Genomic DNA, 25968 nt, shown 5'->3' with positions numbered 1-25968 from the left:
CGCTGGTAAACCGCACCGCTTTCAGACACCGCATTCACTAACGGCTGAACGGCAAGGCTTTCCCAGGAAAGCCGACGCTGCCCGCACGCCTTGAATTTGAGGAAACATCATCATGAATTATCTGGACAAGAAAACCGCCATCGTCACCGGCGCGTCATCAGGGATCGGTGCTGCAACCGCCCGAGCATTGGCCGCCCAAGGGGTTAACGTTGTGGCTGCTGCGCTGGATGAGAAAGGCCTCGCCGCGTTGGTCAGCGAACTCCGCGGAGCGGGCTTTGAGGCGTCCAGCTTCGTCACCGACGTGACCGACGCTGAACAGACTCGCGCACTGGCGCAGTTCGCCAAAGACACTTACGGCTCCGTCGACATCCTCGTCAACAACGCCGGCCTGATGCTGTTCTCCCACTGGGTTGACCTCGTGACCCAGGACTGGAACGCCATGATCGACGTCAACATCAAGGGTTACCTGAACACCATCGCCGCCGCCCTGCCCTTCATGCTCGAACAGAAATCCGGGCAGATCCTCAACATGGATTCGGTGGCCGGGCATCAAGTCGGCCCCGGCGCCGGCGTCTACAGCGCGACCAAATTCTTCGTGCAGGCCATGACCGAATCCATGCGCAAGGAACTGGGTGTGCACCACGGCATCCGCGTCAACACCGTCAGCCCGGGCGTCATCAACACCGGCTGGGCCGACAAAGTCACCGACCCCGCCGGCCGCAAAGCCGCACAGGCGCTCAACGAAATTGCCATCGCGCCAGAAGACATCAGCCGCGCCGTCATCTACGCGCTGAATCAGCCGGCCTACGTCACCGTCAACGACCTGATCATTTCACCCACCCGACAGGACTGGTGATTGCGCGGCTGTTGCTGCTCGACGCTTTGCCCTATCGAACTTAAAACCTGGAGTACACAGACATGAGCAAGAACATCAAAGCTGTTGCCACCCACGACTACAACGCCGTGATCGACACCGCCAGCCGCTATGTTGAAGGCCTGCGCGAAGGCAGTGTTGCGACGATCAAGCAGGCCTTTCATGAAGAAGCGGTGATGTACGGTTTTACCAACGGCCAACTGCTGGGCGGGCCGATTAGCAACTTGTATGACTTTGTCGAGAGCAACGGCAAGGCGGCTGACATCACGACTCGGCTGGATGTGTTGGCGATTACGCCGACCACGGCAGTGGTGCGGGTGGATATGGAGAAGGATGCGATCGGCGCGGATTACAACGACTACCTGACGTTGATCAAGATCGATGGGGACTGGAAGGTGATTGCGAAGGTTTATCACCAGTTTGAGGGGTAGGTTTTACAGCGACTGTTTTGGACGTAGGCCTCGGGGTTTCGATCTCGGGGCTTGCGGGCCGGGTTCTAGCGGCTGGGTATTGAGCGTGTTTTGAGTCGTGGCGGTGGTTATTTTTGGAGTAAGACGTGATGGTTTTAGTTGAGTACAGCGCCGGTTTGCCGTGCAGTGCGGATCAGGCGTGGAAGGTGCTGCGGGCGTTTGGCGGGATCGCGGACTGGCATCCGGCGATTGTGAAGAGTCGTCTTGAGGATGAGGCTGGGGGTTTGCGGGTGGGTGCGATCAGGCGGCTGGCGCTTGCGGACGGTGCGGTGTTGCGGGAGCGGTTGATCGAGTTTGATGATGGGCTCAGGGGGTTGGCTTATGTGTTTGAGGAGTCGCCGTTGCCGGTGGATGGGTATCGGGCACAGGTTCGGGTGGATGAGGTTGCGGGATTGGTGAAGCAGTGTGTTGTGCGCTGGAGCGTGCGGTTTGAGGTGCGGGAGGCTGGGACGGAGGCGGAATTTGAGGAGCTGGTCAGGAGGTTGATTGCGGAGGGGCATGAGGGTTTGCAGGGGGTTGTTCGGGGTTGATGGTGGGCGTCTGAGATTGAATTGGGCGATGGGCACGCCAACGCCCGACCGAGGCACGGCGCGCCGGGTTTGGACGCCCGTTGGGGATCAAGTGAGACTGGCCAGGCAGACTCCTGACTAATGGCGCAGGGAAGCAAGCCAGTTGAACAGCCTGCCCAGCCACCAGCGGCTGCGTGCTTCGCGTATTTCATCAATCTGCATGAACGTGTAAGGCGTGAGCCTGCTCTTTTCTCTCTTGCGCAGTGTGCGTAACCCCCTGATACGGTCGCGAGCGTGGATCAGCATGCAAACGGTGGCAAACAGGAAAATCAGAATGACCAAAATGCCCGTGGTGAACGGCGTGACTGATTTAATCACTGCACCTGCGGCCAAGGTCCCAACACCGGCAATCAACCCTTCCGCTCCCGCGGATGTGGAAGATACGGAAAATGAAACCCTGTTATCGGATACGTCGAACGCGAACCCTCGAGAAGGCGTTAGATAAAGGCCAGCATACAACGTCGCGATGAAACCCAATATCAACCCGGCGGTTATACGTCCCTCAGTCGGAGAAACTCCCAAGTCATCCGTGACCACGGTGTAACTGACCCACGCGGGGGCAAGGGCCAAGAGAAAAATCATCAGAGTGAAGTAACTCAGGGCGAATGTCGTATAACGCTCACACCAATATCTCATGTACAGCGTATAACCTGAGAGCAAGAAAAACAGCAGCCCATACACCCATCCGTCTGTGGCTGAGCGCCAGAGACCAACGACACCCAAGCCCATGGCAACTATGAAAAGCATCCGTGTCAGGGCGTTAACGGTTCGTGCGTCAGGATCGTAGATAGTGGACATTTAGACGCTAGCTCCTTGCATGTGGTACCGGTGTGCGTGTACCTATCGCACATCGCGCGGCGGGCTAACCTTCCCACACCCACTCCAATGATTTTTTTCTCCGATGCGGATACACAGAGCCATCATAACCAGCGGCCTATGAATGAGGCAGCACGCCGTGCGCGTATCCTCTCCACCTCCATGAACGTGTAGCTCACCCGCTCCTTGATTTCCTGCTCTTTCAAACGGCGAAGAGACGAAATACTGACCCGATGATAAAAGAGCATGAAAACCGAGATTGCGAAAAATACACAGGCAAGCAATAAAGCGGGAGAGTCGTAGGAATGGACCATAGGGTAGATCATGCTCGACAGTGCCGCCCCTATTCCGCCCTGCAGCGACTGGTTTCGGAAAGGAGGTGCGGTCACCTCGACCCGATTTCCCCGGGCAACCAGTACCGTCGTTCGGCTTCTCCACCTATACAGCGCTAGGTAAATGACGAATGCGATGAGCAGTGGAATGCATGCCAACGAAAGTGATGTGACGGGTCCTAAGTTCAACTGTTTATACGCTGCGATCAATACCAGAAGAAATGTAAAACCTGGGGCGAAGCCGAGATTCAGAAAAAGCCTGAGATTGGCATATCGGGTGAATTTTTCGGTGCGGTAAGCGCAATCGAAACACCACCAACTCAGCCACACCACCGCCGCACACATGGGGAACAATAAAAGGCTGGGCAAAATACCTGCAGAAAACACCGCTTGCATCGTGAACAACAGCCAGGTGCTGAAGATGATGGACATGAAACGGTGTGGATCTGTGTCAAACATCGGCTATTCCCTACTGTTTATTTGAGCGTCACTGGGCGACCCATTCACTCACTGATGAAGAACCGAGCCCGGCACCTCAAGCCTGCAGTCTACTGCTGAGGGTGCGAGTTTTGGGCGTGTTCGACCAGCAGACTGTTGTCGACGCGGTTGAGGATCTGCGGAAGCTGATCCAGCAGAAGCTTACGTCCGGTAGTCATTCGGACAGGATTGCCGAGCAGGCCGCCAGTGACTTTGGGGGCTATCGACAAAATTGCGAAACGCATGCTGGCGTCACCAACCACGAAGGGAGTGCAGAGAATGGCGACCTTCAAACCTATAATGCCAATCTTGTAGATGCCTACCAGACCCTTAGCGCCATCGGTCAACATCAGAATGTTGACGTTGTAGCTCAATCAATTTTATACCGCATCGTTGACCAGTAATTGGTCGGTTTAGTGCCGATCAAATTGCTGGCGCTAATATTTACAACCCATAAATACTATCAGCTTCCTTATTCATAGTTAACGACCCTAAAGCTCCCAAATCCAAGCTATAGACTTCATCCTCTCCTTTTAAACTTAAAAAATATCCTAAATCTCCATCCTGGCCGATTAGAAAATAGCCAGACTCATAGAACTGCACTTCATACGCTGCATTTCTTTCAAGCAACTCTGCACAACCATAAAGATATACCTGACCTCCTGACACAAGCTTCAGCTCATAAACATCATCCCCCTGTATCACTTCAGCAGAGAACTTTTTATAATTTTCGGCAAGCTTACCCCCAAGACCAACTTCAATTTCTTTGAGTTTTTTCAGCAACTGACTTTCGCCCATATTCAAAGCCCTCATTCGGGAGTTAACAATTAGATATCAAAAAAACGATTTTCTATATTTTTCGCTCGAAAAACATCAAAATACTTATCCGCTTCCTCCAGTTCTTTTCCACCAGAGATATTTCGATTTGTAGGTCGCGTCGATGATGGTGTGCGGCAGACCCTCTTCGCTATTGAGGTACTCGGTCTTCTGGCCCAGCGGATCAATTTCAGCGATCAGATTGCCCTTATCGTCGTAACGCGCCTTCCAGACGCTGCCGTCCGGGAAGGCCGTTTCCGTGATCAAGGTGGTACTGAGGTGGTAGCTATAGGTAATGCTTCGACCGAGCGGGTCAGTCTCTTCGATCAGGCGCGAAAAATCATCGTACTTGAATGTCAGACGATTCCCGTCCGGCAGACTGATGCCGGTCGTGTTGCCCGCTTCATCCAGATCGATGCCGTAACGTTCGCCGCCAAAGTCGCGGCTGGCAATGACCCGTTTGTCCTCGTTGTACTGCACTTCGAGCTCGCGGCCGAGGACGTCGACGGCCCAGGACGTTCTGTTCTTGAAGTCGTAGCGAAAATGAAAGTGTTCGCCATCACTGGTCCAGTGCTCGACCACCCGCGGCTGGCCATCAATGGTTTCCCAGCGGTAGTTGCAGCTCAAACCCAATGCGTTGCTGTGGCTGACCATCACGCCTTCGGCGTAGCTGAACCGGCGCATGCAATCGCCATTGCGATTGATCACTTCGATGAGCTGGCCGTTGTCGTCGTAGCGGTACTGGACGAGGGTTTCAACGGCCAGGTTGTCGACGATACGTTTGACGTCGCTCAGGCGGCCCAGCGGGTTGTCGTAATGCAGGTGGATCCGCACACCGCCCGGCGCGCTGATGTCGGTGAGCGTGCCTTCGACCGTGCGCGTGAAATGCAGGTAATGATCGAGCGCATTTTCCAGACGCTGCAACGGCACCGAAGTGTTGTCGTCCGACACTTCGCCGAAGTAGAAAAACACGTTGTCCAGGGTTTGCAGCAGGTAGTGGCCACCGAGGGTGCGTACCAGATGAATCTGCTCGTAGGGGTTGTAGATGCGCTCGCCGGGCTCGATGTCGACAAAGGGCACGCTGCGGCCCTGGTTGTCGGTGAGGTAAACGAAGCTTCCGCTGCGGCGCAGGCTCTGCTCCCACGGCAAGACCCAGCCCTGGCCCAGCACGCTGTCGACGGTCAGGTCGCTGGCGTAGAAGCGCGACCATTCAATCGGCATCAGGCCTGGCAGTACGAAGTCGGTTTCGCCTGAGTCCAGCAACAGCTTGCGGCCTGCTTTGAGATCGACGGGATTGCCAACCTGCCCCGAAGACTGTCCCGAGCGCAGGCCAGTCCGAGAGCTGGCTGCGAGATAGCTGCCTTCGCTTGGAATTGCCGCATCCTGACATCCGGTGAGTGGCTATCTGAAATCTAAGCGCACCGACGCTATGAGCCTAACTAGTCGGTCCGCGTAGGCGCAATAATCCTCCTTTGGCAATACCCCATGAACCGCAGCTACGCCAACTTGGCGTTAGGGCTCTTCGATCACATATTCCAAGTGTCAAAAGATAATGGCCGCGGTAAGCGTAGCCCGAATAGTTAAAGCTCCGCTATTGAGGTGCGAACAGTGTCGCAGAAAAACGCTTCAAAACTTTCGTACATAACTTCTTTGGCACCATCTCGCTTAAAAGACAGCTCCGTCAATACTACTAGCGCCTCGCCCGACGGGCTAAGCTGAGAAGTATCGATAGAGAATAAAGGACCGTAGCCCGATGCCTTGACTACGATCATTTTTGAATCCGCATCTCCCGCATCTCGAGCATCCTTTGTTGCAAAAAAAACGCAGGGGACCTCCGCAGCTGTGAGCCCGCTTTTGGTAATACCATAATATGTGTTACCACCAAAAGATAACGCCCCAAATTTTTTGAGAAACAGCTTATAGGAGGGAGGAAACTCAATCCCTAATGCTTTTTCAAACTCAGCTATAATTTCATCGCTCGCGCCTCCGGCAAATGCAGACTCGTCACTGCTCAAGTTCATTTCGTTTTCAATAACATCAATATAAGTCATGATCACCTCTCAATTGCCCTCGTATAAGCCTATATACTTGAGGCCATTGTAGGTCTGCTTGTAAGGAGTAGGCACAGTTATTCCACCGTCGGAATACCAAAACATGGCATTGGCTGTATGCACGCCCAAGTCAAAGCATTTGGCCTTCACGTTTTCTAGCTGAAACGGGTCAATGGCAGACTCTTGGAGTAGAACATCCAACTCGACCTCTTTATCTTTCCTAGGAATGATACCAATAAAATCTTCGTCATACCGCGTCTGCCCGATATCCCTGCAAAATCCGCAAACTTTGTACGACGGCTCATCCAGCTCGGAGTTATAGTCCAGCTCAAAATATTTCTGATACTCCGACTCCGGCTCGATGTTAGTACCCATCCATAAATGCACTTTGCCGTACCGCTCAATATCGTATTCATCCACCTAGCACACTCCCAATTTCAGATGTAGATTCTCTCGGCCTAATAACCCGATGTGATCTTGTGATATAAACCGCCCTACCTCCGGATCGTAGTACAGGGACATGTTGTAGTGCAGCCCCGTTTCGTTGTCAAAGTATTGACCCTGAAACCGCAGGTTCTGCGCAACCACGCTAACGGCAAGCGTTTCGACTTCACCCCACGTTTTATACGTCGCTTGCCAAACAATCTGGCCTTCGACATCTGTCATCTCAAGCGGCGTGCCGATCTGATCGGTGTGGAAGTAGTTAAGCTTCTGCTCCGCCTCACCTTCGTTTTGGTCGACTCGTGCTAGCGGCGCGTAGCTGCCTGGCTCGTAAATATAGAGGCTACTCTGCGCCGGGGTTTCCTCACGCAGCATTCGCAGGCCTTGCCAGAGGAAGTGCTTGTGCTCGGTTCACCCTTCAACCTCGGACGTCTTGCCAACGCTACGACCCAGGCTGTCAATACCGGTACGTACCGACGGTGTGCACCTGGCTGTTAACCATCGTCTCTGCACGAACAAGACGGTTTTCGCAATCGTAGATGAACGTTTGCAGCTTGGTTAACCCTGACCGTTTTTCAATCACATTGCCCCACGCGTCGTAGGTATATTCCTGGTCGCGCCATTGCTTGATCCGGTTGTCTTTGACCTGATCAAACTGGCTGGTGTTGAAGTTCAGGCGATTGGCCGTAGCATCGTAGCGGAACTCTTCGCAAGAAGATTAGGCAAATTTTTTAAAGATCGAAGATGAGATCTGATAGCAATTTATTTATACTTAATTATATATCATCAAGACCCGCCCACGGATCATACCTGTAAGCTTCATCCACTTCTAAAAATGAAATACCCTTTAGCCCAGTTGCTGCCAATCTGAATTGCTCACTACAAAACAATTCCAGCGTTTCTTGACAGCGAAAAATATCACTCTCCACATCTTCAGAAACTACAAAAGAATCAATACTGTCAATACTAACTGCGCCAGGATAGAGCGGGCTTTCTACAATACGTCCAGTCTCGATATCTTTTGATACTTCATAGACAGAGCGAGGCTTGTCGAGAGCGGATAAACTTTCACCTGGAAGAAATATAAAAAACTCATCCTTTCGGGTTTCCCCGCCAAACGAAATTTCAAGAGGAATAGCTCTGTAGTTAGCGTCCAATGCGTCACAGACATCTAGAAATTTTCGCGAAACATAAGGGGCACTAACTTGATAAAAATCAAAATTTAACTCCTCAAGCTTTATATCCAAGGCAGAAAGCTCAATCCTATATTCCTTCTTAATATCTAACCTTTCAGGATGCAATTGATAAGGAGACCATTCAAATTTATCATGATTAAAAAAGCCCCCTAAACTCGCAGGACAACCTTCATCTGCCGAGTTGTACTGCATGACATAGTATTTCTTTTCATCTAGTTTCATAGCAAACGCCCCGTAATCGCATCTACAACAAATTTATTAGATTCAAGCCCTGATCTTGCGAAATTTTGGATCTTTCCGACACCCAAAACCAACTGAGTATCAGATAGTTTCCCAGCCTCAAACAAGTCATTTAGCTTAGTAACCTTTGATTCTATGACATTCGTATATTGACCGTGATTAGACCAATGCCCTGGAAGGTCGATACGTTCCGTCAGAGTTTTGCTGCCTGGCAAGAAGATTCCGTTCGATGCTGCATCGCCGTCGAAGCCCATAGTTTTTAGCTTGTCAAACATTCTTGCATACTGTGGATTTTTCAGAACTTCTTCAGGAATTAGATGATGGTTGGCCATACCATCTCCGCTTCTTGCGCCCATATTTTGGCCCAATTTGGTGGAGCACCATCCTAGCGGGTCAACCCCTAGAATAGGATTAACAGCGTACAGGTAAATATTCAATCCGCCCGCTAGCCCAATCGGATCCTGCGTTATAAACCTCCCCACCTCCGGATCGTAATACCTGAACGTGTTGTAGTGCAGACCCGTTTCGTCGTCGAAATATTGACCTTGAAAACGTAGGTTCTGCTCGACTTCGTTTACGGTAAGCGACTCGATCTCACCCCATGACTTGTACGTCGCCTGCCAAACGATCTGGCCATCGACATCCGTCATCTCAAGCGGCGTACCGATCTGGTCGGTGTGGAAGTAGTAAAGCTTCTGCTCTGCCTCACCTTCGCTCTGGTCGACCCGGGCAAGCGGCGCATAGCTGCCTGGCTCGTAGATGTAGAGGCTGCTCTGCGCCGGCGTTTCCTCGCGTAACATCCGCAGGCCTTGCCAGAGGAATTGCTTGTGCTCGGTTTGCCCTTCAATCTCAGACGTCTTCCCGACTCGACGGCCCAGGCTGTCATACCGATACGTGCCAACGCTGTGCACCTGGCTGTTGACCATCGTCTCAGCACGCACCAGCCGGTTTTCGCAGTCATACGTAAACGTCTGAAGCTTGCCCAGCCCTGCCCGCTTTTCAATCAGGTTGCCCCACGCGTCATAGGTATATTCCTGATCGCGCCATCGCTTGATGCGGTTGTCTTTGACCTGATCAAACTGGCTGGTGTTGAAGTTCAGGCGGTTGGCGGCAGCGTCGTAGCGGAACTCTTCGCTATCAACCAAGCGACCGGTGTCGCGACTGTGCAGCTGCCCGTTGGCTTCATACTCGTACTTAATCTCGCCACGCAGTTTGTCGAGCGTGCGGGTCAGTTCTCCCGCTGGATCGTACTCATACCGTCGATGAATCGGGTTGTATGCATGATCCACCAGCAACGACGTGTTGATGCCTGGATTCTGGACCTGCGACAGCTTTTCAGCCGGAATGGTTGATGCGAACTGCCAGCTCTTGCGGCCCATCGCGTCATAGCCAAAGCAACTGGTCAGCTTGCCTTGGGACCGATACACCTCGCGATGCAGGTCATCGCGCTCCATGTCGCTGATGAGCATCCCATCAAGGTTAAGCTGATGCAGGTGGCCACTGCCGTAGTACAGGTGATTCAGGTGCTGGCCAGTCGGCAATGTCAGCGTGGTCAGGTTGCTGAGCGGATCGTACTCGTAGGCAAGCGCACCTTGCGCTGTGGTCTCTTTGGTCAGGCGGCCCAGTATGTCGTAGGCAAACTCCAGCTTTTCTTCGCCGATGCCGAGCTTTTTACCAATCGCTGTAGGTAATCGCGCTATCGACAGCAGCCGATCGCTCTCGTCATACCCGTAATCCTGCCGAGCATCCTGGTTGACCTTCGCCAGCAACCGACCAATCACATCACGCTCAAATTCCGTGCTGCGTTGCGGTCGCTCTGCCCTGTCCCCGTAGCCGATTTCATCAACCCGCGTCAGATGCCCACCCAGGTTGTAGTTGAATCTGCGGGTCAGGTTATCGATGCGTTTCTCTTCGATCAGGCGATCCGACGCATCGTAGGCAAACTCATAAGCCGCATTGTTTTCGTTGACCAGCCCCGTCAGCCGAATCGCTTTATCGTACTCATAGCGAATGCGCTGACCTTTGGCGTCCTGACGGCTGCTAGGCAGACCGCGTGCAGTACGTAGCAGCCGCGTGGTCTGACCCTTGCCATCGGTGTGCGTAAGCACCTGCCCCAATGCGTTGTAGGTAAATGATTCGGACGTTCCATCCGGGTGCTCGATACGCACCACTTCGCCGTCAGGTTTGCGCTCAAGTCGTGTGGTCTGGTTCAACGCATCGGTGACGGCGATCAGGTGGGCGCGATCATCGTAGGTGTAGAACGTGCTTTTTCCAGAGCAATCCTGAAACCGCTCGACCTGCGCCAAGCCATTCCACCACAGGTATTTCGACTTGTAGGTAGCATCAATAATGGTGTGCGGAAGGCCGTCTTCACTGTTGAGGTATTCGGTCTTGTGGCCGAGTGGATCGACTTCAGCGGTCAAATTGCCCTTGTCGTCATAACGGGCTTTCCAGACGCTGCCGTCCGGGAAGGCGGTTTCGGTGATCAAGGTGGTACTGAGGTGATAGCTGTAGGTGATGCTTCGACCTAGCGGGTCGGTCTCTTCGATCAGGCGCGAAAAATCGTCGTACTTGAATGTCAGACGATTCCCGTCCGGCAAGCTAATGCCGGTCGTGTTGCCCGCTTCATCCAGATCGATGCCGTAACGCTCACCGCCGAAGTCGCGGCTGGCGATGACCCGTTTGTCCTCGTTGTACTGCACTTCCAGCTCGCGGCCGAGGACGTCCACCGCCCACGAAATTCTGTTCTTGAAGTCGTAGCGGAAATGAAAGTGTTCGCCATCGCTGGTCCAGTGCTCGACCACCCGCGGCTGGCCGTCGATGGTTTCCCAACGGTAGTTACAGCTCAAACCCAGTGCGTTGCTGTGACTGGCCATCACGCCTTCGGCATAGCTAAACCGGCGCATGCAATCGCCATTGCGATTGATCACTTCGATGAGCTGACCGTTGTCGTCGTAGCGGTACTGGACGAGGGTTTCGACGGCCAGGTTGTCGACGATACGTTTGACGTCGCTCAGGCGCCCAAGCGGGTTGTCGTAATGCAGGTGAATCCGCACGCCGCCCGGCGCGCTGATGTCGGTAAGCGTGCCTTCGACCGTGCGGGTGAAATGCAGGTAATGACCGAGGGCATTTTCCAGACGCTGCAACGGCACGGAGGTGTTGTCGTCCGGCACTTCGCCGAAGTAGAAAAAGACGTTGTCCAGGGTTTGCAGCAGATAGTGGCCGCCCTGGGTGCGTACCAGGTGGATCTGCTCGTAGGGGTTGTAGATGCGTTCGCCGGGCTCAATATCGACAAAGGGCACGCTACGGCCCTGGTTGTCGGTGAGGTACACAAAGCTTCCGCTGCGGCGCAGGCTTTGCTCCCAGGGCAAGACCCAGCCCTGACCCAACACGCTGTCGACGGTCAGGTCGCTGGCATAGAAGCGGGACCACTCAATCGGCATCAGGCCGGGCAGCACGAAATCGGTCTCGCCTGAATCCAGCAACAGTTTGCGGCCTGTTGTGAGATCAACGGGATTGCCGATCATCCCGCCCAGGACTTTCCCGACTGCCGGGCCAATGATGTAGGTGCCCGTGAGGTAGCTGGCGGCAACGGTAGCGCCGAAGCGCAGTGCGCACGGCCCTGCGGCCTTCAACCCTTGCGTCAGCCCTAGCTTGGCGACTGATACCAGCGCTTTGCCCATCGACGCCACGATCATCAGCACGTCGACAACGACGCGAAGCCAACCCGGAATTTCATCGTCGATGTGCAGGTATTGAACCGTGCCGCCGCCGATGAACACATCGTCCGAGCCGCCTGAAATCCGTGCACCACAGGTCAGCCTGTCATCCTTTCGCGCAGCCGCCACGCTGTTGATGAAGACGTTGGATGAGCCCTCGGCGACCTGCACCGGCGCCGGATGTTTTTCGCACCGGCCGAGGCTGAGTTCCACATGCGCGGCATTGCGGTTGTTGACGAACACATCGGTCGAGCAGCCGGGGAGCTGAATCTCCCCGGCCGGCGAGCTGAACATCTTGCCGAAATATTCCCCCAAGGCAGGCAGCGCGCTTGCGGGAAGCCCAACTGCGATAGGCATGAGGAATGCAAAAAATCACTCAGACACTCGCCACAGTCATAAACCAAAGCTCATTCTATGCAAGGGCGGCCTACACCCCCTCTAAAAGCGCCAGGTCAAAAGATTTATTTTTTATAATCTTTTTGTTGGACCTTATTTTTTCAATTATTTCATCATTAACGAGTTCTGGGTTACGGGCGATCGCGCAATGAATGAATACTGCCGGGTAGGCATAGTCAGAGGGCGAATGCAAAACATCGTCAATTGTTCGTTGGCTTGGAATTATGCACCCTGCGATCATAGGAATGTAGTAACTCTCAAGGGACCGTCTAATATCCCCACATACAGCTTTAGCCTCGTCCGGAGAGGGAACACTGATGCTTCCGTACACATTGTTGCTAAATTTTTTGTCTTGTCTTCCAGACGTTGTAAACGAAAAGCATGCAGTGCTCAACAGATTACTTTTGTACGGAGGATCAAATTTAGAGGTGCACTCACAAATGGGCCCCCCAAAAACACGGCCATTGAGAATATAGGCCTTAGCATTTACTAGATATTGGAAATCCAACTCAGCAACTATTTTTTTTTCATGGAGAAGCCTAATGCCACTTTTCAACACCTTAACAGCCAAGACAGGGCACTCTAAATTTTTCAGCTCTCTTAATAGCTCACCCTCAAAATAAATTCGATTCTCTTTAGTCATATATCACCGATACTTGAGAACATTGAAAGTCGCATCATGTATAGCACCCTTACCACCTAAATCTTTACCTGGCTTACCTTTAGTATCAACCTTAAAAGTACCTGCCGTACCACGTGATGGCTTTATGGAACCTCCACCCAGATGCTGGGTGGTGTTAGCCGGACTTGACATGTCGTAAACCCCTGCGGCTTTCTGGTTTTTTGTCAGTCCTCCAGAACCATGTTTAACTTCGAAAACATGCACATTTTCGTGCGCATCTTTAGCAACAATATCAGCTCGAACTCTACTGCCATTAACCTTCATTGTCACCTCTTCGGCTACGACCTTGTACCCATTCTGCTCAAGGTCATGGACGGCTTTAGCTCTCCCCTTATCGCCACTGACAGAGCTTTTGCATAGGCCAAACGGGTCAATCCAGCCAGTAGTATTTGGGCCATATTGATATAGATTAAATCCACCCAACAACCCAATAGGATCCTGCGTTATAAAACGCCCCACCGCCGGATCGTAGTACCTGAAAGTGTTGTAGTGCAGATGGGTTTCGTCGTCGAAATACTGACCCTGGAATCGCAGGTTCTGCTCGACTTCATTTACGGCAAGCGTTTCGACCTCACCCCACGCCTTGTACGTCACCTGCCAAACGATCTGGCCGTCGACATCCGTCATCTCAAGCGGCGTGCCGATTTGATCGGTGTGGAAGTAGTAAAGCTTTCGCTGATCCTCACATTCACTCTGGTCGACCCGTGCTAGCGGCGCGTAGCTTCCAGGTTCGTAAATATAGAGGCTACTCTGCGCCGGCGTTTCCTCACGCAACATCCGCAGGCCTTGCCAGAGGAATTGCTTGTGCTCGGTCTGACCTTCAATCTCAGACGTCTTCCCAACCCGGCGCCCCAAGCTGTCATACCGGTACGTGCCAACGCTATGCGTCTGGCTGTTGACAATTGTCTCCGCACGCACGAGCCGGTTTTCGCAGTCGTAGGTGAACGTATGCAGCTTGGAAAAGCCCGACCGTTTCTCAATCAGGTTGCCCCAGGCGTCGTAGGTATATTCCTGATCGCGCCATTGCTTGATGCGGTTGTCTTTCACCTGATCAAACTGGCTGGTGTTGAAGTTCAGGCGGTTGGCGGCAGCGTCGTAGCGGAATTCTTCGCTATCAACCAAGCGACCGGTATCACGACTGTGCAGCTGCCCGTTGGCTTCATACTCGTACTTAATCTCGCCACGCAGTTTGTCGAGCGTGCGGGTCAGTTCTCCCGCTGGATCGTACTCATACCGTCGATGAATCGGGTTGTACGCATGATCGACCAGCAACGAGGTGTTGATGCCTGGATTCTGGATCTGCGACAGCTTTTCAGCCGGAATAGTCGACGCAAACTGCCAGCTCTTGCGCCCCATCGCGTCATAGCCAAAACAACTGGTGAGCTTGCCCTGGGACCGATAAACCTCTCGATGCAGATCATCGCGCTCCATGTCGCTGATCAACAATCCATCGAGGTTGAGTTGGTGCAGGTGGCCGCTGCCGTAGTACAGATGATTCAGGTGCTGACCCGTCGGCAATGTCAGCGTGGTCAGGTTGCTGAGCGGATCGTATTCGTAGGCCAGCGCGCCTTGTGGCGTGGTCTCTTTGATCAAGCGACCTAGCAGGTCATAGCTGAAGTCTAGCGTCTCTTCCTCAACGCCCAGCTTCTTGCCAATGCTTGAAGGCAGCCGGTGAATGCTGAGCAACCGGTCCGCTTCGTCGTAACTGTAATCCTGCCGCGCATCCTGGTTGACCTTAGCCAGCAACCGTCCAATCACATCACGCTCAAATTCGGTACTGCGCTGTGGCCGCTCTGCCCTGTCGCCGTAGCCGATTTCATCCAACCGCGTCAGATGCCCACCCTGGTTGTAGCTGAACCGACGCGTCAGGTTGTCGATGCGTTTTTCTTCGATCAGACGATCCGATGCATCGTAGGCAAATCGGTACGCAGCATTGTTTTCGTTGACCAGCGCTGTCAGGCGAATCGCCTTGTCGTACTCGTAACTGATGCGCTGGCCCTTGGCGTCCTGGCGGCTGGCTGGGAGTCCGCGCGCCGTGCGCAGCAGACGCGTAATCTGGCCCTTGCCATCGGTATGCGTCAGGACTTGGCCGAGTGCGTTGTAGGTAAACGACTCGGCTGTGCCATCGGGGTGCTCAATGCGCACCACTTCGCCGTCGGGTTTGCGCTCAAGTCGCGTTGTCTGATTCAACGCGTCGGTGACGGCGACCAGATGAGACCGATCGTCGTAGGTATAAAACGTACTTTTGCCCGAGCAATCCTGAAAGCGCTCGACCTGCGCCAGCGCGTTCCACCACAGGTATTTGGATTTGTGGGTGGCGTCGATGATGGTGTGCGGCACGCCGTCGTCGCTGTTGAGGTACTCGGTCTTGTGGCCGAGTGCATCGATTTCAGCGATCAGGTTACCTTTATCGTCGTATCGGGCTTTCCAGACACTACCGTCGGGGAACGTGGTTTCAGTCACCAGCGTCGTACCGAGGTGGTGTTTGTAGCGGATCTTGCGGCCCAGCGGATCGGTCTCTTCGATCAGGCGGGAGAAGTCGTCGTAGTTGAACGCGAGCTTGTTGCCATCGGGCAGCGTGATGCCGGTCAGGTTACTGAGTTCGTCCAGGTCCATGGCGTAGCGCTCACCGCCGTAATCGCGGCTGGCGGTGACAAGACGGTCCTCGTTGTAATGCACTTCAAGCTCACGGCCAAGCACGTCGACCGCCCAGGACTTGCGCTGCGCGAAGTCGTAGCGGAAATGAAAGTGCTCGCCATCGCTGGTCCAGTGCTCGACCACACGCGGCTGACCGTCGATGGTTTCCCAGCGGTAGTTACAACTCAAGCCCAGGGCATTGCTGTGGCTGATCATCACGCCTTCGGCATAACTGAAGCGGCGCATCGTATCGCCGTTGCGGTTGATCACTTCGCTTAACTGGCCGTTGTCTGTGTAACGATACTGGACGAGGGTTTCGACGGCCTCATTGCCCACTATGCGCTTGACGTCAGTCAGGCGGCCCAAAGGATTGTCGTAGTGCAAATGCACCCGCACGCCGCCGGGGGCGCTGATGTCGGTAAGCGTACCGTCGGCGGTTCGGGAGAAATGCAGGTAATGCCCGAGCGCATTTTCCAGACGTTGCAAGGGCACCGGCGTGTTGTCGTCAGAAACCTCGCCGAAGTAGAAGAAGGTGTTATCGAGGGTTTGCAGGAGGTAGTGACCGCCGGGCGATCGGACCAGGTAAATCTGTTCGTAGGGGTTGTAGATGCTTTCGCCAGGCTCGATGTCGACGAAGGGCACGCTGCGGCCCTGGTTGTCGGTGAGGTAAACAAAGCTGCCACTGCGGCGCAGGCTTTGCTCCCACGGCAGGACCCATCCGCGACCCAGCACGCTGTCGACGGTCAGGTCGCTTGCGTAGAAGCGGGACCACTCGATTGGCATCAGGCCCGGCAACACAAAATCGGTTTCACCGGATTCAAACAGCAACTTGCGACCGCTGGTAAGGTCCACGGGGTTGCCGGTCACTGCACCTATCGCCGCTTCAATCACTGGCGGGGCGGCATAACGACCGACCAAGTAACTGCCCGTCAGCAATGCCACAGCTTTCAATGCGCAGGGCCCAGCGGCCTTGAGGCCTTTGGATAGACCTAGGGAGACAACCTTGCCTAATCCCCGCCACGAACCGGCCACGAGAATCGCAACATCGACCCCAAAGCGCAGCTCATCAGAGATTTCCTCATTCACATGAAGATAGCGCTTGGTGCCGCCACCTATAAAAACGTCGCTCGACCCTGTTGCGATATTCGCGTCACAGGTCACCTTGTCGCCTTTGCGCGAAGCCGCTACGTTATTAATGAAAACGTTGGTCGAGCCTTCAGCGACCTTCACCGGGGGCGGATGTTTATCGCAGGTGGCCATGCTTAATTTGGCATGAGCCGCGTTGCGGCTATTGATGAACACATCCGTGGAGCAACCTGCTAACAGGATGCCCCCGGCCGCCGAAGTTAGCGAAGATCCCCACGCCTCTCCCAAAGCGGGCGCGATGCCAGACCCCACTGAAAGTACGACGGCCAGAAGGACAGTGGCCAGCCCTCCCGAGCAAATGATCGCGCCAGCAGCCACTGCCAGCGCAATCCCAAGGACTGCACCCGCCAGAAACCCGCCCAAAGCCCCGGTGTGTTCTATTCCGTCCCCCCAACGCGCCGCTTCGAACATGGGTTATTCCTGTTCGGTGTTGGTTGAGGCGACAATGCCCTCACGTGGCTGAAAGCTCGTTAGAAGCTTCAGCCAGTCTTCATTCTGCACAGAGCTGAAGTCGGCTTGGCTGGTCGTTGAAAACACCAGAATGCGCCCTGGCTGAATCTCGAACGCTGCCTGCCGCTGGTACACCGGCCGACCATCGTTCATGTAATAAGCGTCAACCTGAATTCCGGCAAATGTCTGACCAGTCGATAACACCGCCGCCTTCTTGCCCAGTAAGGTGTAGCCGCGCAGTTTCGACGTGATGAGCTTGATCTGACGGCTGATGTAAGCGTTCAAATCCTCGGCTGGAAGCATGTTGTCACGGCCGACCGTGATGTTCAGCGGAGCGGGAACGCTGTTACCGACCACGAACATATTGACGGTGCGGTCCTGAACGCCTTCCGGCAACGTGATCGATCCTTCCTGAAGCTGATAGTCCATTGAGGTGTGTCCATAAAATAGTAAAGAAGGGATTCAGAAAGCCGCGATGTTCTCGAGCATTTCGTCGAACTCGATTAGCCAGCTAGCCAGCGCGGCATTTTCTGGATTGATCACAGTCGACACGCTAAACCACTGGCGCTCGTTGCCGTGGGCAGGCGCGATGATGGCGCTGGTCGCACGACCATGGCGGCGCTCCTCTCCTGCCATGAACGCATAATCCAGCGAAATCGCCGGGCTGCCCGCCAACAGGCAGTCGCTTTGGCGCACGACGGTGACATCGCCATGATGCTTGCGCAGGTTGTCCACGTAGAGCTCGGCGGACCGCTGCAATGTCAGGCCCTCCGGCGCCGGGCGACGTTTCGCGGTGAACGTGACAGGTTGCCCCTCTCTGTCGAGGGTCATGTCAAGGTCGCGAAACGTCAGCGCGTGAGGCATCAATAACGCCAGGCCGGCGATCTTCAACTCGTTGCGCGAAGGTTGCAGCGGTACCACCGCTGCGGGTTCAGGCTCTACCACAATCGCTGGAGCACCGGCCGCCTCCTCCGCCTGCTGCCGGGCAAGTGCCTCGGCGGCCAGGCGCTTTTCCGAGATGCGGTCGTACATGCTGGTTCTGGTGCTGGGAATCAACGGATTTCTCATTTGTTGATATCCACCCGCTTGCCGTGAATGAAGGTGTCGTTTTTGCCAAAAATATCGACCGAGTTACTCGTGATCTCGATACGGCCATCCATGATTTTGATGCTGCTCTCACCGACCGTGAGAACGATTTCGGTCTTGGCAGTGATATGAACGAACTGGTTGTCGACCTGAATCGTCAACGAGCCGTCTAGAACCTTCATCCGGGTATCGTTCTTAATCGTTTCGGTATGGGTGCCGCCTACGGTGATGGTCCTGTTATTCCCCACCTCGTGCTTTTCATCCACCTCGATCTCGGTGTCCAAGTTGCGCTCGGCGTGCATATGGATCTGCTCGGCGCCTGACTTGTCCTCAAAGCGGAAGAAGTTCGCCGTGGCCGCACTGCCCTTGGTCGAACGCGTCAGAAAGCCACTCTGCGTCTTGTTCGCCGGCAACGACCATGGCGGGGTGTTTTTGCTGTTGTAGACGCTGCCCATGATCAGCGGGCGATCCGGATTGCCGTCCAGGAAAACCACGACGACTTCGTCACCCACACGCGGAATCTGGATGCTGCCGAAGCCGCCGCTGGCGCCGGATTGGGCGACGCGGACCCAGCAGGAGCTGTGGTCGTTGTATTTGCCGTTGCGGTCCCAGTGGAACTGGACTTTCACGCGGCCGAGTTCGTCGGTAAAGATTTCTTCGCCCGGCGGGCCGACGATGATGGCGGTCTGTGGCCCGGAGATCGTCGGGCGTGGCGTGGACCGTTGCGGGCGGAAGGGAATCTTTTTGCGCACGCAGGAGAAGGTGTTGTAGTAGCTCGCCTGATGGCCGTTGAGGTAGTTGTTGTGGCCTTCGCTTTCGACGCCCATCAGCAGGAACTGGCGATCGTCGGCCGAGCCTTGATCGTGGTCGTAGTGCTGCACCAGCTCGAAGGTATAACCAGGCTTCATCGCGCGGCAGTTGCTCGCCCCTTCGAACTTCTTGCCGCGGATTTCCAGGGCTTCCATGCGCAGGCGCAACAGCGTTTCGCCCTCGTCATAAGTGCCGTGGGTGTACTGGCCGGGGAAGTCGTAGATCTCGAACGTCTCGACATCGCCCTGTTTGTTCAGGCTGTTCATCCCGACGGGCAGACGGTTGTTGGGCTGACGGTAGTCGAAGGTCTGCACGGCCATCTTGCCCGCCTGCAACTGGCGGTTGCCGCTCCACTTGGTGATGGAGTCTGCGGTCTCGGTGACGGACGCGGTGTGGAAGCGGATCTGCGGTTGTTCCGGCAACGGCTGCAGCATGCTGGAGTCGTCGCAGATGATCATGGTGTGGCCTTCGGCGGTGTGCTCGAAGTAGTAAAACATCCCTTCTTCTTCAAGCAGACGCTGGACGAAGTTGAAGTCGGTTTCACGGTATTGGGTGATGTAGGTGTAGCGCTTTTGCGGCTTGGTCAGGCGGAATTCATGGCGGGAGAATGCCGGGCACAGTGCGAACACCTGGGTCACCACTTCCTCGACGGTATTGCCCTGAAAGACCCGCGTGTCGAAGCGGTTTTTCAGCATCGAGAACCAAGGGTTGAGCGTCGCGGTGTAGCGGGCCATGCCGCCGTCGCTGCCGGTGCTTGCGAAGCGCGTGAGGTAGCCGGCGATATAGCGCGGCGCGCTGTCGGCCAGTTCGATTTCGATGGTGACCAACTGCCCCATCATCGATTTGAGCTCGACGCCGGAGTCTTCACAGATCAGTAGCAGCTCGAAGCTATACGCCTGGGACAGCGCCTCCCGACCTTTGAAGGACTCGAGCAGCAGTTGCTGTTCCGGACTGGCGAGGTTATTGAACTTGAACAGGCGCCGGTTCTGGGGCGAGAGCAACGCGGCAAGGTCCATCATCATGAAAATCTCCTGGATGGCACGGGGTAGAACGCTACCGCCATGCTCAGCAACAACAGGTTACGAGCCGACAAGGGGGCCGGAGCCCTTGTTGCATCGTCGCTAACGGGTCGATGACGCGCCACCGGGCGCGTTCGCCATCGGCCGTGGGGGCATTCCTACAATCACGTAGGACCCGAGCTACAGACGCTTCTTTAAAACAACAGTCTCGGAATCGACGGTCGGGTCCGCGCACATGTGCGCAATCGGCAGCGCCGCCAGCAGGTTCCTGGTAAAAACTCAATTGCTGGACACTGCGACCGCGCTGCAATGCGAAAGTGCCATCAGGCACTGGAATTCGCGAACGACACCACATTCTCAGAATCGTTACAGATGTTTCACAGCGGCAAAGGAGACACTTATGCGCCTCCCCCTGTCAACCCGGTGAATCGATTTTGCGAAGGGACACGCAGGATGGTGTATTCCATTTGAAATTTCTTAACGGGCGGGTGAATGTCTCGAAGTGCCCGTAATCACAGGCGCTTGCCGGGGGCTATAGGCATCGGTTGGTTCAGTGACTGTGGTCTGCCATCATTGCTGAGTGTAAAAAACCTGAGAAAAATGCGCGCCGGTGGAAATTAAATCGTACTTTAGTGGTCGATAGCGGACTTGACCGCTCCTGCTGGCAACGTGCTAGCTGTAACGGCCAACCGCAACACCCACGCTCACTCACGGCGCTCCATGGCGCCTCTCTCCAGGACTGTGATGTGTAAATGGACTTTTTAGCCAACATACCTAGCTGGGACGATATTGAGCGAAACCTCGACCAAACCTTCGGCGAGCTAAACCAAAGTATCGATAAGGGCCTGCAGAGCGCCAACGACGGTTGGGATGGGTTCACCCGTAGACTTAGCAATGGCGCAAGCCAAGTCTATGCCGACCATGGAGGGGCCCAGATTGATCACGTCCGGCAAGCGTTGACCCTTTCCTACCCGATAGTGCTGGACGACCTCACGCGGAAGTTGGCGTCGATCAACATCACTGAAATCTTGCCGGTGCTGCTGAAGCTGGTGCGGGAAGTGGTGATGATAATGGGGGGGAGCGTTGCAGTGGGCGCCGGGATTGGAGGCGCAGTCGGCTCTCTTGCTTTCGGAGCGGGCGCACTACCGGGAGCAGCGGTCGGCGGCAGTATCGGCTTGGAAGTGGGCAATATTATTCTCATGGCGCTGGGATTGGCGTCCTTAGCTGAGTACTTCCGGCAAGGCGTCGGGCCATGCGCTAGCAGCTTAAGTGAAGGATTCATGACCGCATGGCGGGCCGAAGATGGTTTGAAACCCCCAGGACTCGACCCAACCGGCGGTTCAGCCGCGATGATTCAAGAGCGGATCGAACGCGCCGCTCGACAATTCGCAAGCGGGCAAGAGCAGTACGTTCTGCTGCTTTTGACCGCCATCGTGGCGTTTTTGATGGGCAGGTACTCTCTAAACGCTATGGAAAGCGTCGCGACACGGAGTTTCAGGCTGCGGGCTGAAATCACGAACAAGGAATTTGCCGAGTGGTTAGCGCGCAATGAGCAGCAGCTTCTTAAACTGCAGGAATTGCAACCGAAAGATGTGACGCCATTGAAAAAGGCGGAGCCTGAACCACCTCCGGAGCGACGCGGTGAGCGGAGTGCTCCTCCTAAGATCGAGATGTTTAAAAAGGGATGGACTGCAGAGGATGTTCTGGCGATACCGCAAGGATCGAGGCCTGATCCTTCAGTGTATCTGACGCCTGAATACATGGAGTATCACCTTGCACAGTTTAAGAACGGCGCTTCGCGTGTGATGCCAGTGCGTAACTTTGAAAAATACGGAATAGGTCAGACAGACGGCACGTCATTCATTATGCCCCACCATGAAGTGGACGAAATCTTCGCGAAGGCGGCGGGTGACAATAGAATTCTGGAACAGAAACTCGGTCTTCCTGAAGGGTTCCTAGAAAAGGATAAGATTGTGCGTATTGATATCCCGTCTCCTAACGAGCTAGGCCTGCGTATTCCATCCGGCAATGAAGCGGGGGCTAATGAATTCTGGCTTCCGGGAGGGAAATTACCCGCTGGTAACCTTGAAGCCGTTATTGATGCCGGTAAGATATCCGGGGATCGATTGATAACAACTCCAATACCGTAGAGGACATTATGGAATTTAGAGATATCTACTTTAACCGCGAGGAACGCTTCTCCTTGGGAATTGAAGAAACATCCGGAAAGTTCTACGCTTCATTTCCTGTCAGAAATGACATGATTGAGTATGAGGAATACTACGAAATTAGCCGTGCGCAGTTTGACTTGTTTCAAACGGACCTCAATGCCGCTCTGGCTTTCGTCAACCGTTGCCGCCGCAGAGAACTAGACGAATTGTTGATTCAGAAGCCTGGCAGTAGAAGAGGGTCAGCTAACTAACTCAGGGAATTTATCCCCGGATATTCCGGCCGCTGCTGGGACCGAAAACCTCCAGCAGCGAGGCCGAGCCGCCCAAGTTGTTGCGTGACTCACCACCACTGGAGGTGAGCGGCGGTCAGCAAATTGCAAATATGACGCCAACAAGGAACGTTAATTTGACACACATAGACCGACGCTTGCTCGCCTCCGCGATAATGCTCTTGTGCATCACACCGACGTACGCTCAGGACAGTGAACAAGCGCTAAAAGCCGTTATTGCCGAGCAACAGAAACAGCTCCCCATCATGCTCGACCCTATAACCCGCATCGACAACATCAGCTACACCAATCACAACGTGCTCTACAAAATCACGCTTTACGGCTATGACAATCGGCCAGGTGAGCGGGTGTACTACGAGAGCTACCTGGCTCAGCAGATCCCAAAGGCACTGTGCAGTCAGACGGCCTATTTGCTCCTGCTTGGGCTGGGCAACAAGATCACTTACAGCTACTCAAGCAGCCAGGCCGAGCCAATCACTGAAGTGACCTTCGGACCAGAGACTTGCCGAAAACATGTAGGCGGTGATCCATCGTGATCATCTGCGGTTGAAGCGACAGCATCCGGACCTCCGAAGTGACGAATATCGTTCCGATAAGCGCAATCATGACCCGCATGTCTGCGTTACTGCGCGTCGGGAATAAATACGAATGGGCTGAGCGTCTCGATCAGTATCGAGCAGATCTACCCCACGGCTATGACTTTGCCCTCTCACAAATCTTAGGACTGTACGGAGGAATGGGGTCCCTGACTGACATCGTTTTGTACTGCGACGGCCAGCCCTTGATCGACGAGAACAATGAGTTTGCCGAATTCCGCACCCGGTTATATGAGCTCTGCACGCGCCACTAGCTGTCTCTGTACCCCATCGCCCCACTAGCTAGAAAAGTAGCATTGGCCCCGGCCCGCGACCAAGGCCGCGTATACATCCCAAAGACAAGGACGCAAACACTCATGCAACCAAACAACTCCCACACTTCTTCCGACGCCGGCGAGCTGATCGCAACGTTCCGCCAGGGCAAGGCCTTTTTGATTTTCGGCCTGATATTGGCCGTTGTATTTTTGGGCCTCGCCGCGTTCGTCTTCTATCTGTCCACGATTGTGCCTATGGGCGATCACGGCCCGGTGACTCTCCAGACGTCCCGCGGCATGAACCTCAATTTCTCAGGCGAACACGAAGCGTTTAGTTTCACCATAGGCTTGTTGGCCACTATCGGGCTATGCCTACTGGGTACCACCGCTTGGCACAAGAAGCTGCGTGATACCGACTACGAAGTTTTTGAAAACGGCATCGTGCGCATTACTAAAGACCAGCGCGACTACACGGCGTTTGCCGAGATAGAGGACTTGTACCTGTTCAGCTCCGGGCAAACTGTATTGACGGGCCTGATCACAAACCTGGCCTATCGCCGCAATGCCTCAGAACCCTTTCATCGAGTGGTCGATACATTGAAAGGCTTCCAGGCATTTCAGGAACTGGTTCGTGACTTACACGTACGGGCGCGGCTGCCGGCCGTGGCCGAAGCGCTGGAGTCGGGCCGCTCGGTCACCTTCAACTGCATCAGTTCAAAGCAGGTCTGGGGCAAGCGAGTGACCGGCAACTTCCTCAAAGTCACTACGGCGCCGATTGTTGTACACCGCGACTTCCTCGAGTACCAAGGCAACAAAGTGCCGATGTCGTCGTTGCGCACAGTGAATCTGGGCACTTGGACCGAAAACGTGGTGATCAAGGACGAGAACGGCAAGCCCGTTTTGTCGACCATCGCTACCGGCATTCTGAGCCATGACCTGTTCCTCAATACGCTCGATATGGTATTGGCGGTGGAAGAGCAGGCACGCGAGCCAGCCGCTAATGTCTTCGACTTGAACATCCAACGATGATCTATTGCGGCGCAGGCTGGATGACGTTGTTCACAACATTAGCGATGGTGCTGTCAATGATGTGGTTATGGCCGGATCCGAGCGTTAAGCCCGGCAATACATCGCTCATGCAATTCTTGCTGGCAGTGGGTATTGGGTCAGCCATCAACGTTGTCCTGGGCTTTGTGTTGAAAATGCTAGTTCGCGGCGTGCCGGGCAAAGATATCAAGTTTCTACTGAGTGGTCTGAGGCGCAAGTACTGTACAGGCCTGGAACATCTTTAAGACTTTAAACCGGATTGAAACAGGCTCAATTACTCATTTACTACTAGTAAGAGATCCCATGATCGACCTTCATAGCCCAACGCTGATCGTAACCGAGTACGCTCATCGATACGATCATTTGCAGCCGCCCTCCTACCCTCGTGATACAGGCAGCAGAGGGTATGTCGAGGCTGAATGGGAGAGGTCGAGACCCTCCACTCTGACTTACAACCAATCCATTGACAGAGCGAAAGGAGCTTTGTTGGGGCTGGCTATAGGAGATGCTGTAGGCACCACTCTCGAGTTTTTGCCACGCGATGCAAAGCAGGTAAAAGATATGGTAGGCGGCGGACCCTTTAACTTAAAGCCTGGGGACTGGACCGATGATACAAGCATGGCGTTGTGCTTAGCGGACACTTATCTGGCAAACGACAGATTCGATTACATTGATTATCTAGATAGACTATGCCAGTGGTACAAACAGGGAAGGAACAGCGTAAATGGAGCTTGCTTTGACATCGGGAATGCAACTCGCAATGCACTCGAGGGCTGGCTAAGTCTGAGGCTGAAATGGATTGGGAATACCGAACCTAACACCGCAGGGAATGGCTCTATAATCAGACTGGCACCCGTTGCCATTTTTCGGCGGCATATGCTGTCATCCACGTGGCGAGAAGCACAAACTCAAAGTCGCACCACCCACAGAGCTTTGGAAGCAGTGAACTGCTGTGAGCTCTTGAGCGCACAATTGCACTTGGCACTCAATGGCGCAGATAGGATAGAGATGTGCCAGCCTATGGTTCGTCCCCTTCTAGCGCGAGCAACCATTATCAATGCAGGTGAATACAAACATAAAACCCGTGATCAGATCCGTTCTAGTGGCTACGCCATTGATACTTTGGAGGCAGCACTGTGGGCAGTGTGGAACACTGACAACTTTAAAGATGCAGTATTGCTAGCTGCTAATCTCGCAGATGATGCTGACAGTGTCGCTGCGGTCGCCGGACAACTGGCTGGAGCCCTTTATGGCGCGTCCGGGATACCAGAAGAGTGGGTAACAAAAGCTGCATGGTCAGAGCATATCCAAAACCTAGCATTTCAGCTGCATGAGCAAGCACCTGATAAAGATCCATTTTATGAACTAGGTTAGTTAGTAACC

21 protein-coding genes and 2 pseudogenes are annotated in these 25968 nt (G+C 54.4%); 9 read left to right on the top strand and 14 right to left on the bottom strand.

The window, feature by feature from the left end; translation table 11 throughout:
- Positions 1–112: 112 nt before the first annotated feature.
- From QWI18_RS22140 to QWI18_RS22130, 3 genes are all read left to right on the top strand, one after another.
- Positions 113–856, top strand: coding sequence for an SDR family oxidoreductase (locus tag QWI18_RS22140; RefSeq protein WP_369319872.1), 744 nt, complete (start codon positions 113–115; stop codon positions 854–856).
- A 62-nt stretch (positions 857–918) separates the two neighbouring features.
- Positions 919–1305: a nuclear transport factor 2 family protein gene (locus QWI18_RS22135; RefSeq protein WP_065988984.1), complete on the top strand. Its 387-nt coding sequence runs from the start codon at positions 919–921 to the stop codon at positions 1303–1305.
- A gap of 128 nt (positions 1306–1433) precedes the next feature.
- Complete coding sequence (locus tag QWI18_RS22130; protein WP_369319884.1) at positions 1434–1874, top strand: SRPBCC family protein; 441 nt, start codon at positions 1434–1436, stop codon at positions 1872–1874.
- Positions 1875–1991: 117 nt separating this feature from the next.
- Here QWI18_RS22130 and QWI18_RS22125 read toward each other — a convergent pair whose 3' ends face one another.
- Positions 1992–2711, bottom strand: coding sequence for a hypothetical protein (locus QWI18_RS22125; protein WP_369319871.1), 720 nt, complete (start codon positions 2709–2711; stop codon positions 1992–1994).
- A gap of 122 nt (positions 2712–2833) precedes the next feature.
- Entirely contained in the window at positions 2834–3520 is a 687-nt protein-coding gene (locus QWI18_RS22120) for a hypothetical protein (RefSeq protein WP_369319870.1), read from the bottom strand.
- Between the two features lie 110 nt (positions 3521–3630).
- Here QWI18_RS22120 and QWI18_RS22115 point away from each other — a divergent pair, with 110 nt between their 5' ends.
- Positions 3631–3942 carry a hypothetical protein gene (locus QWI18_RS22115; protein WP_369319869.1) on the top strand — a complete coding sequence of 104 codons (312 nt, stop codon included), beginning with the start codon at positions 3631–3633 and terminating at the stop codon, positions 3940–3942.
- A gap of 40 nt (positions 3943–3982) precedes the next feature.
- Here the strand turns inward: QWI18_RS22115 and QWI18_RS22110 are convergent, their stop codons facing one another.
- The 12 genes and pseudogenes from QWI18_RS22110 to tssI form a co-directional block, all read right to left on the bottom strand.
- Positions 3983–4336, bottom strand: coding sequence for an SMI1/KNR4 family protein (locus QWI18_RS22110; RefSeq protein WP_192130408.1), 354 nt, complete (start codon positions 4334–4336; stop codon positions 3983–3985).
- 108 nt (positions 4337–4444) lie between these two features.
- Positions 4445–5662, bottom strand: a pseudogene (locus tag QWI18_RS22105) (DUF6531 domain-containing protein); the annotation flags it as partial.
- Between the two features lie 272 nt (positions 5663–5934).
- Entirely contained in the window at positions 5935–6405 is a 471-nt protein-coding gene (locus QWI18_RS22100) for an SMI1/KNR4 family protein (RefSeq protein ID WP_369319868.1), read from the bottom strand.
- A 9-nt stretch (positions 6406–6414) separates the two neighbouring features.
- Entirely contained in the window at positions 6415–6825 is a 411-nt protein-coding gene (locus QWI18_RS22095; protein WP_369319867.1) for an immunity 22 family protein, read from the bottom strand.
- A 24-nt stretch (positions 6826–6849) separates the two neighbouring features.
- Positions 6850–7555, bottom strand: a pseudogene (locus QWI18_RS22090) (RHS repeat domain-containing protein); the annotation flags it as partial.
- Positions 7556–7622: 67 nt separating this feature from the next.
- Positions 7623–8264, bottom strand: a complete 642-nt coding sequence (locus QWI18_RS22085; RefSeq protein WP_369319866.1) for a hypothetical protein — start codon at positions 8262–8264, stop codon at positions 7623–7625.
- Positions 8261–12358 (bottom strand): RHS repeat-associated core domain-containing protein, encoded by a 4098-nt coding sequence (locus tag QWI18_RS22080; RefSeq protein WP_369319865.1) that lies wholly within the window; start codon positions 12356–12358, stop codon positions 8261–8263. The genes QWI18_RS22085 and QWI18_RS22080 overlap by 4 nt, the downstream gene beginning before the upstream one ends.
- Positions 12359–12428: 70 nt before the next feature.
- Positions 12429–13040, bottom strand: coding sequence for a hypothetical protein (locus QWI18_RS22075; protein WP_369319864.1), 612 nt, complete (start codon positions 13038–13040; stop codon positions 12429–12431).
- Positions 13041–13043: 3 nt separating this feature from the next.
- Positions 13044–17273 (bottom strand): RHS repeat-associated core domain-containing protein, encoded by a 4230-nt coding sequence (locus QWI18_RS22070; protein WP_369319863.1) that lies wholly within the window; start codon positions 17271–17273, stop codon positions 13044–13046.
- Between the two features lie 3 nt (positions 17274–17276).
- Positions 17277–17741, bottom strand: coding sequence for a DUF1795 domain-containing protein (locus QWI18_RS22065; RefSeq protein ID WP_296312572.1), 465 nt, complete (start codon positions 17739–17741; stop codon positions 17277–17279).
- A gap of 33 nt (positions 17742–17774) precedes the next feature.
- Positions 17775–18344 carry a hypothetical protein gene (locus QWI18_RS22060; protein WP_369319862.1) on the bottom strand — a complete coding sequence of 190 codons (570 nt, stop codon included), beginning with the start codon at positions 18342–18344 and terminating at the stop codon, positions 17775–17777.
- Between the two features lie 32 nt (positions 18345–18376).
- On the bottom strand, positions 18377–20230 hold the full coding sequence (tssI, locus tag QWI18_RS22055) for a type VI secretion system tip protein TssI/VgrG (protein ID WP_296312564.1): 1854 nt from the start codon (positions 20228–20230) through the stop codon (positions 18377–18379).
- A 749-nt stretch (positions 20231–20979) separates the two neighbouring features.
- Here tssI and QWI18_RS22050 point away from each other — a divergent pair.
- The 5 genes from QWI18_RS22050 to tri1 all read left to right on the top strand — a co-directional run bounded on the left by QWI18_RS22050 (position 20980) and on the right by tri1 (position 25959).
- Positions 20980–22377, top strand: coding sequence for a DUF6861 domain-containing protein (locus QWI18_RS22050; RefSeq protein WP_369319861.1), 1398 nt, complete (start codon positions 20980–20982; stop codon positions 22375–22377).
- 8 nt (positions 22378–22385) lie between these two features.
- Positions 22386–22649, top strand: coding sequence for a hypothetical protein (locus QWI18_RS22045; protein ID WP_065988963.1), 264 nt, complete (start codon positions 22386–22388; stop codon positions 22647–22649).
- Positions 22650–22804: 155 nt separating this feature from the next.
- Entirely contained in the window at positions 22805–23224 is a 420-nt protein-coding gene (locus QWI18_RS22040; protein WP_244160356.1) for a hypothetical protein, read from the top strand.
- 416 nt (positions 23225–23640) lie between these two features.
- A complete protein-coding gene (locus QWI18_RS22035) occupies positions 23641–24567 on the top strand; it encodes a hypothetical protein (RefSeq protein ID WP_369319860.1) in 927 nt (308 codons plus the stop codon).
- A gap of 321 nt (positions 24568–24888) precedes the next feature.
- Positions 24889–25959 (top strand): ADP-ribosylarginine hydrolase Tri1, encoded by a 1071-nt coding sequence (gene tri1 / locus QWI18_RS22030; RefSeq protein ID WP_369319859.1) that lies wholly within the window; start codon positions 24889–24891, stop codon positions 25957–25959.
- Positions 25960–25968: the final 9 nt, after the last annotated feature.

Source organism: Pseudomonas sp. W2Oct36 (genome assembly GCF_041060465.1).
In the GTDB taxonomy this organism is placed as follows: Bacteria; Pseudomonadota; Gammaproteobacteria; order Pseudomonadales; family Pseudomonadaceae; genus Aquipseudomonas; species Aquipseudomonas graminis_B.
Note: the sequence above shows the minus strand (reverse complement) of the source record. Positions and strands in the feature narration are given on the sequence as shown.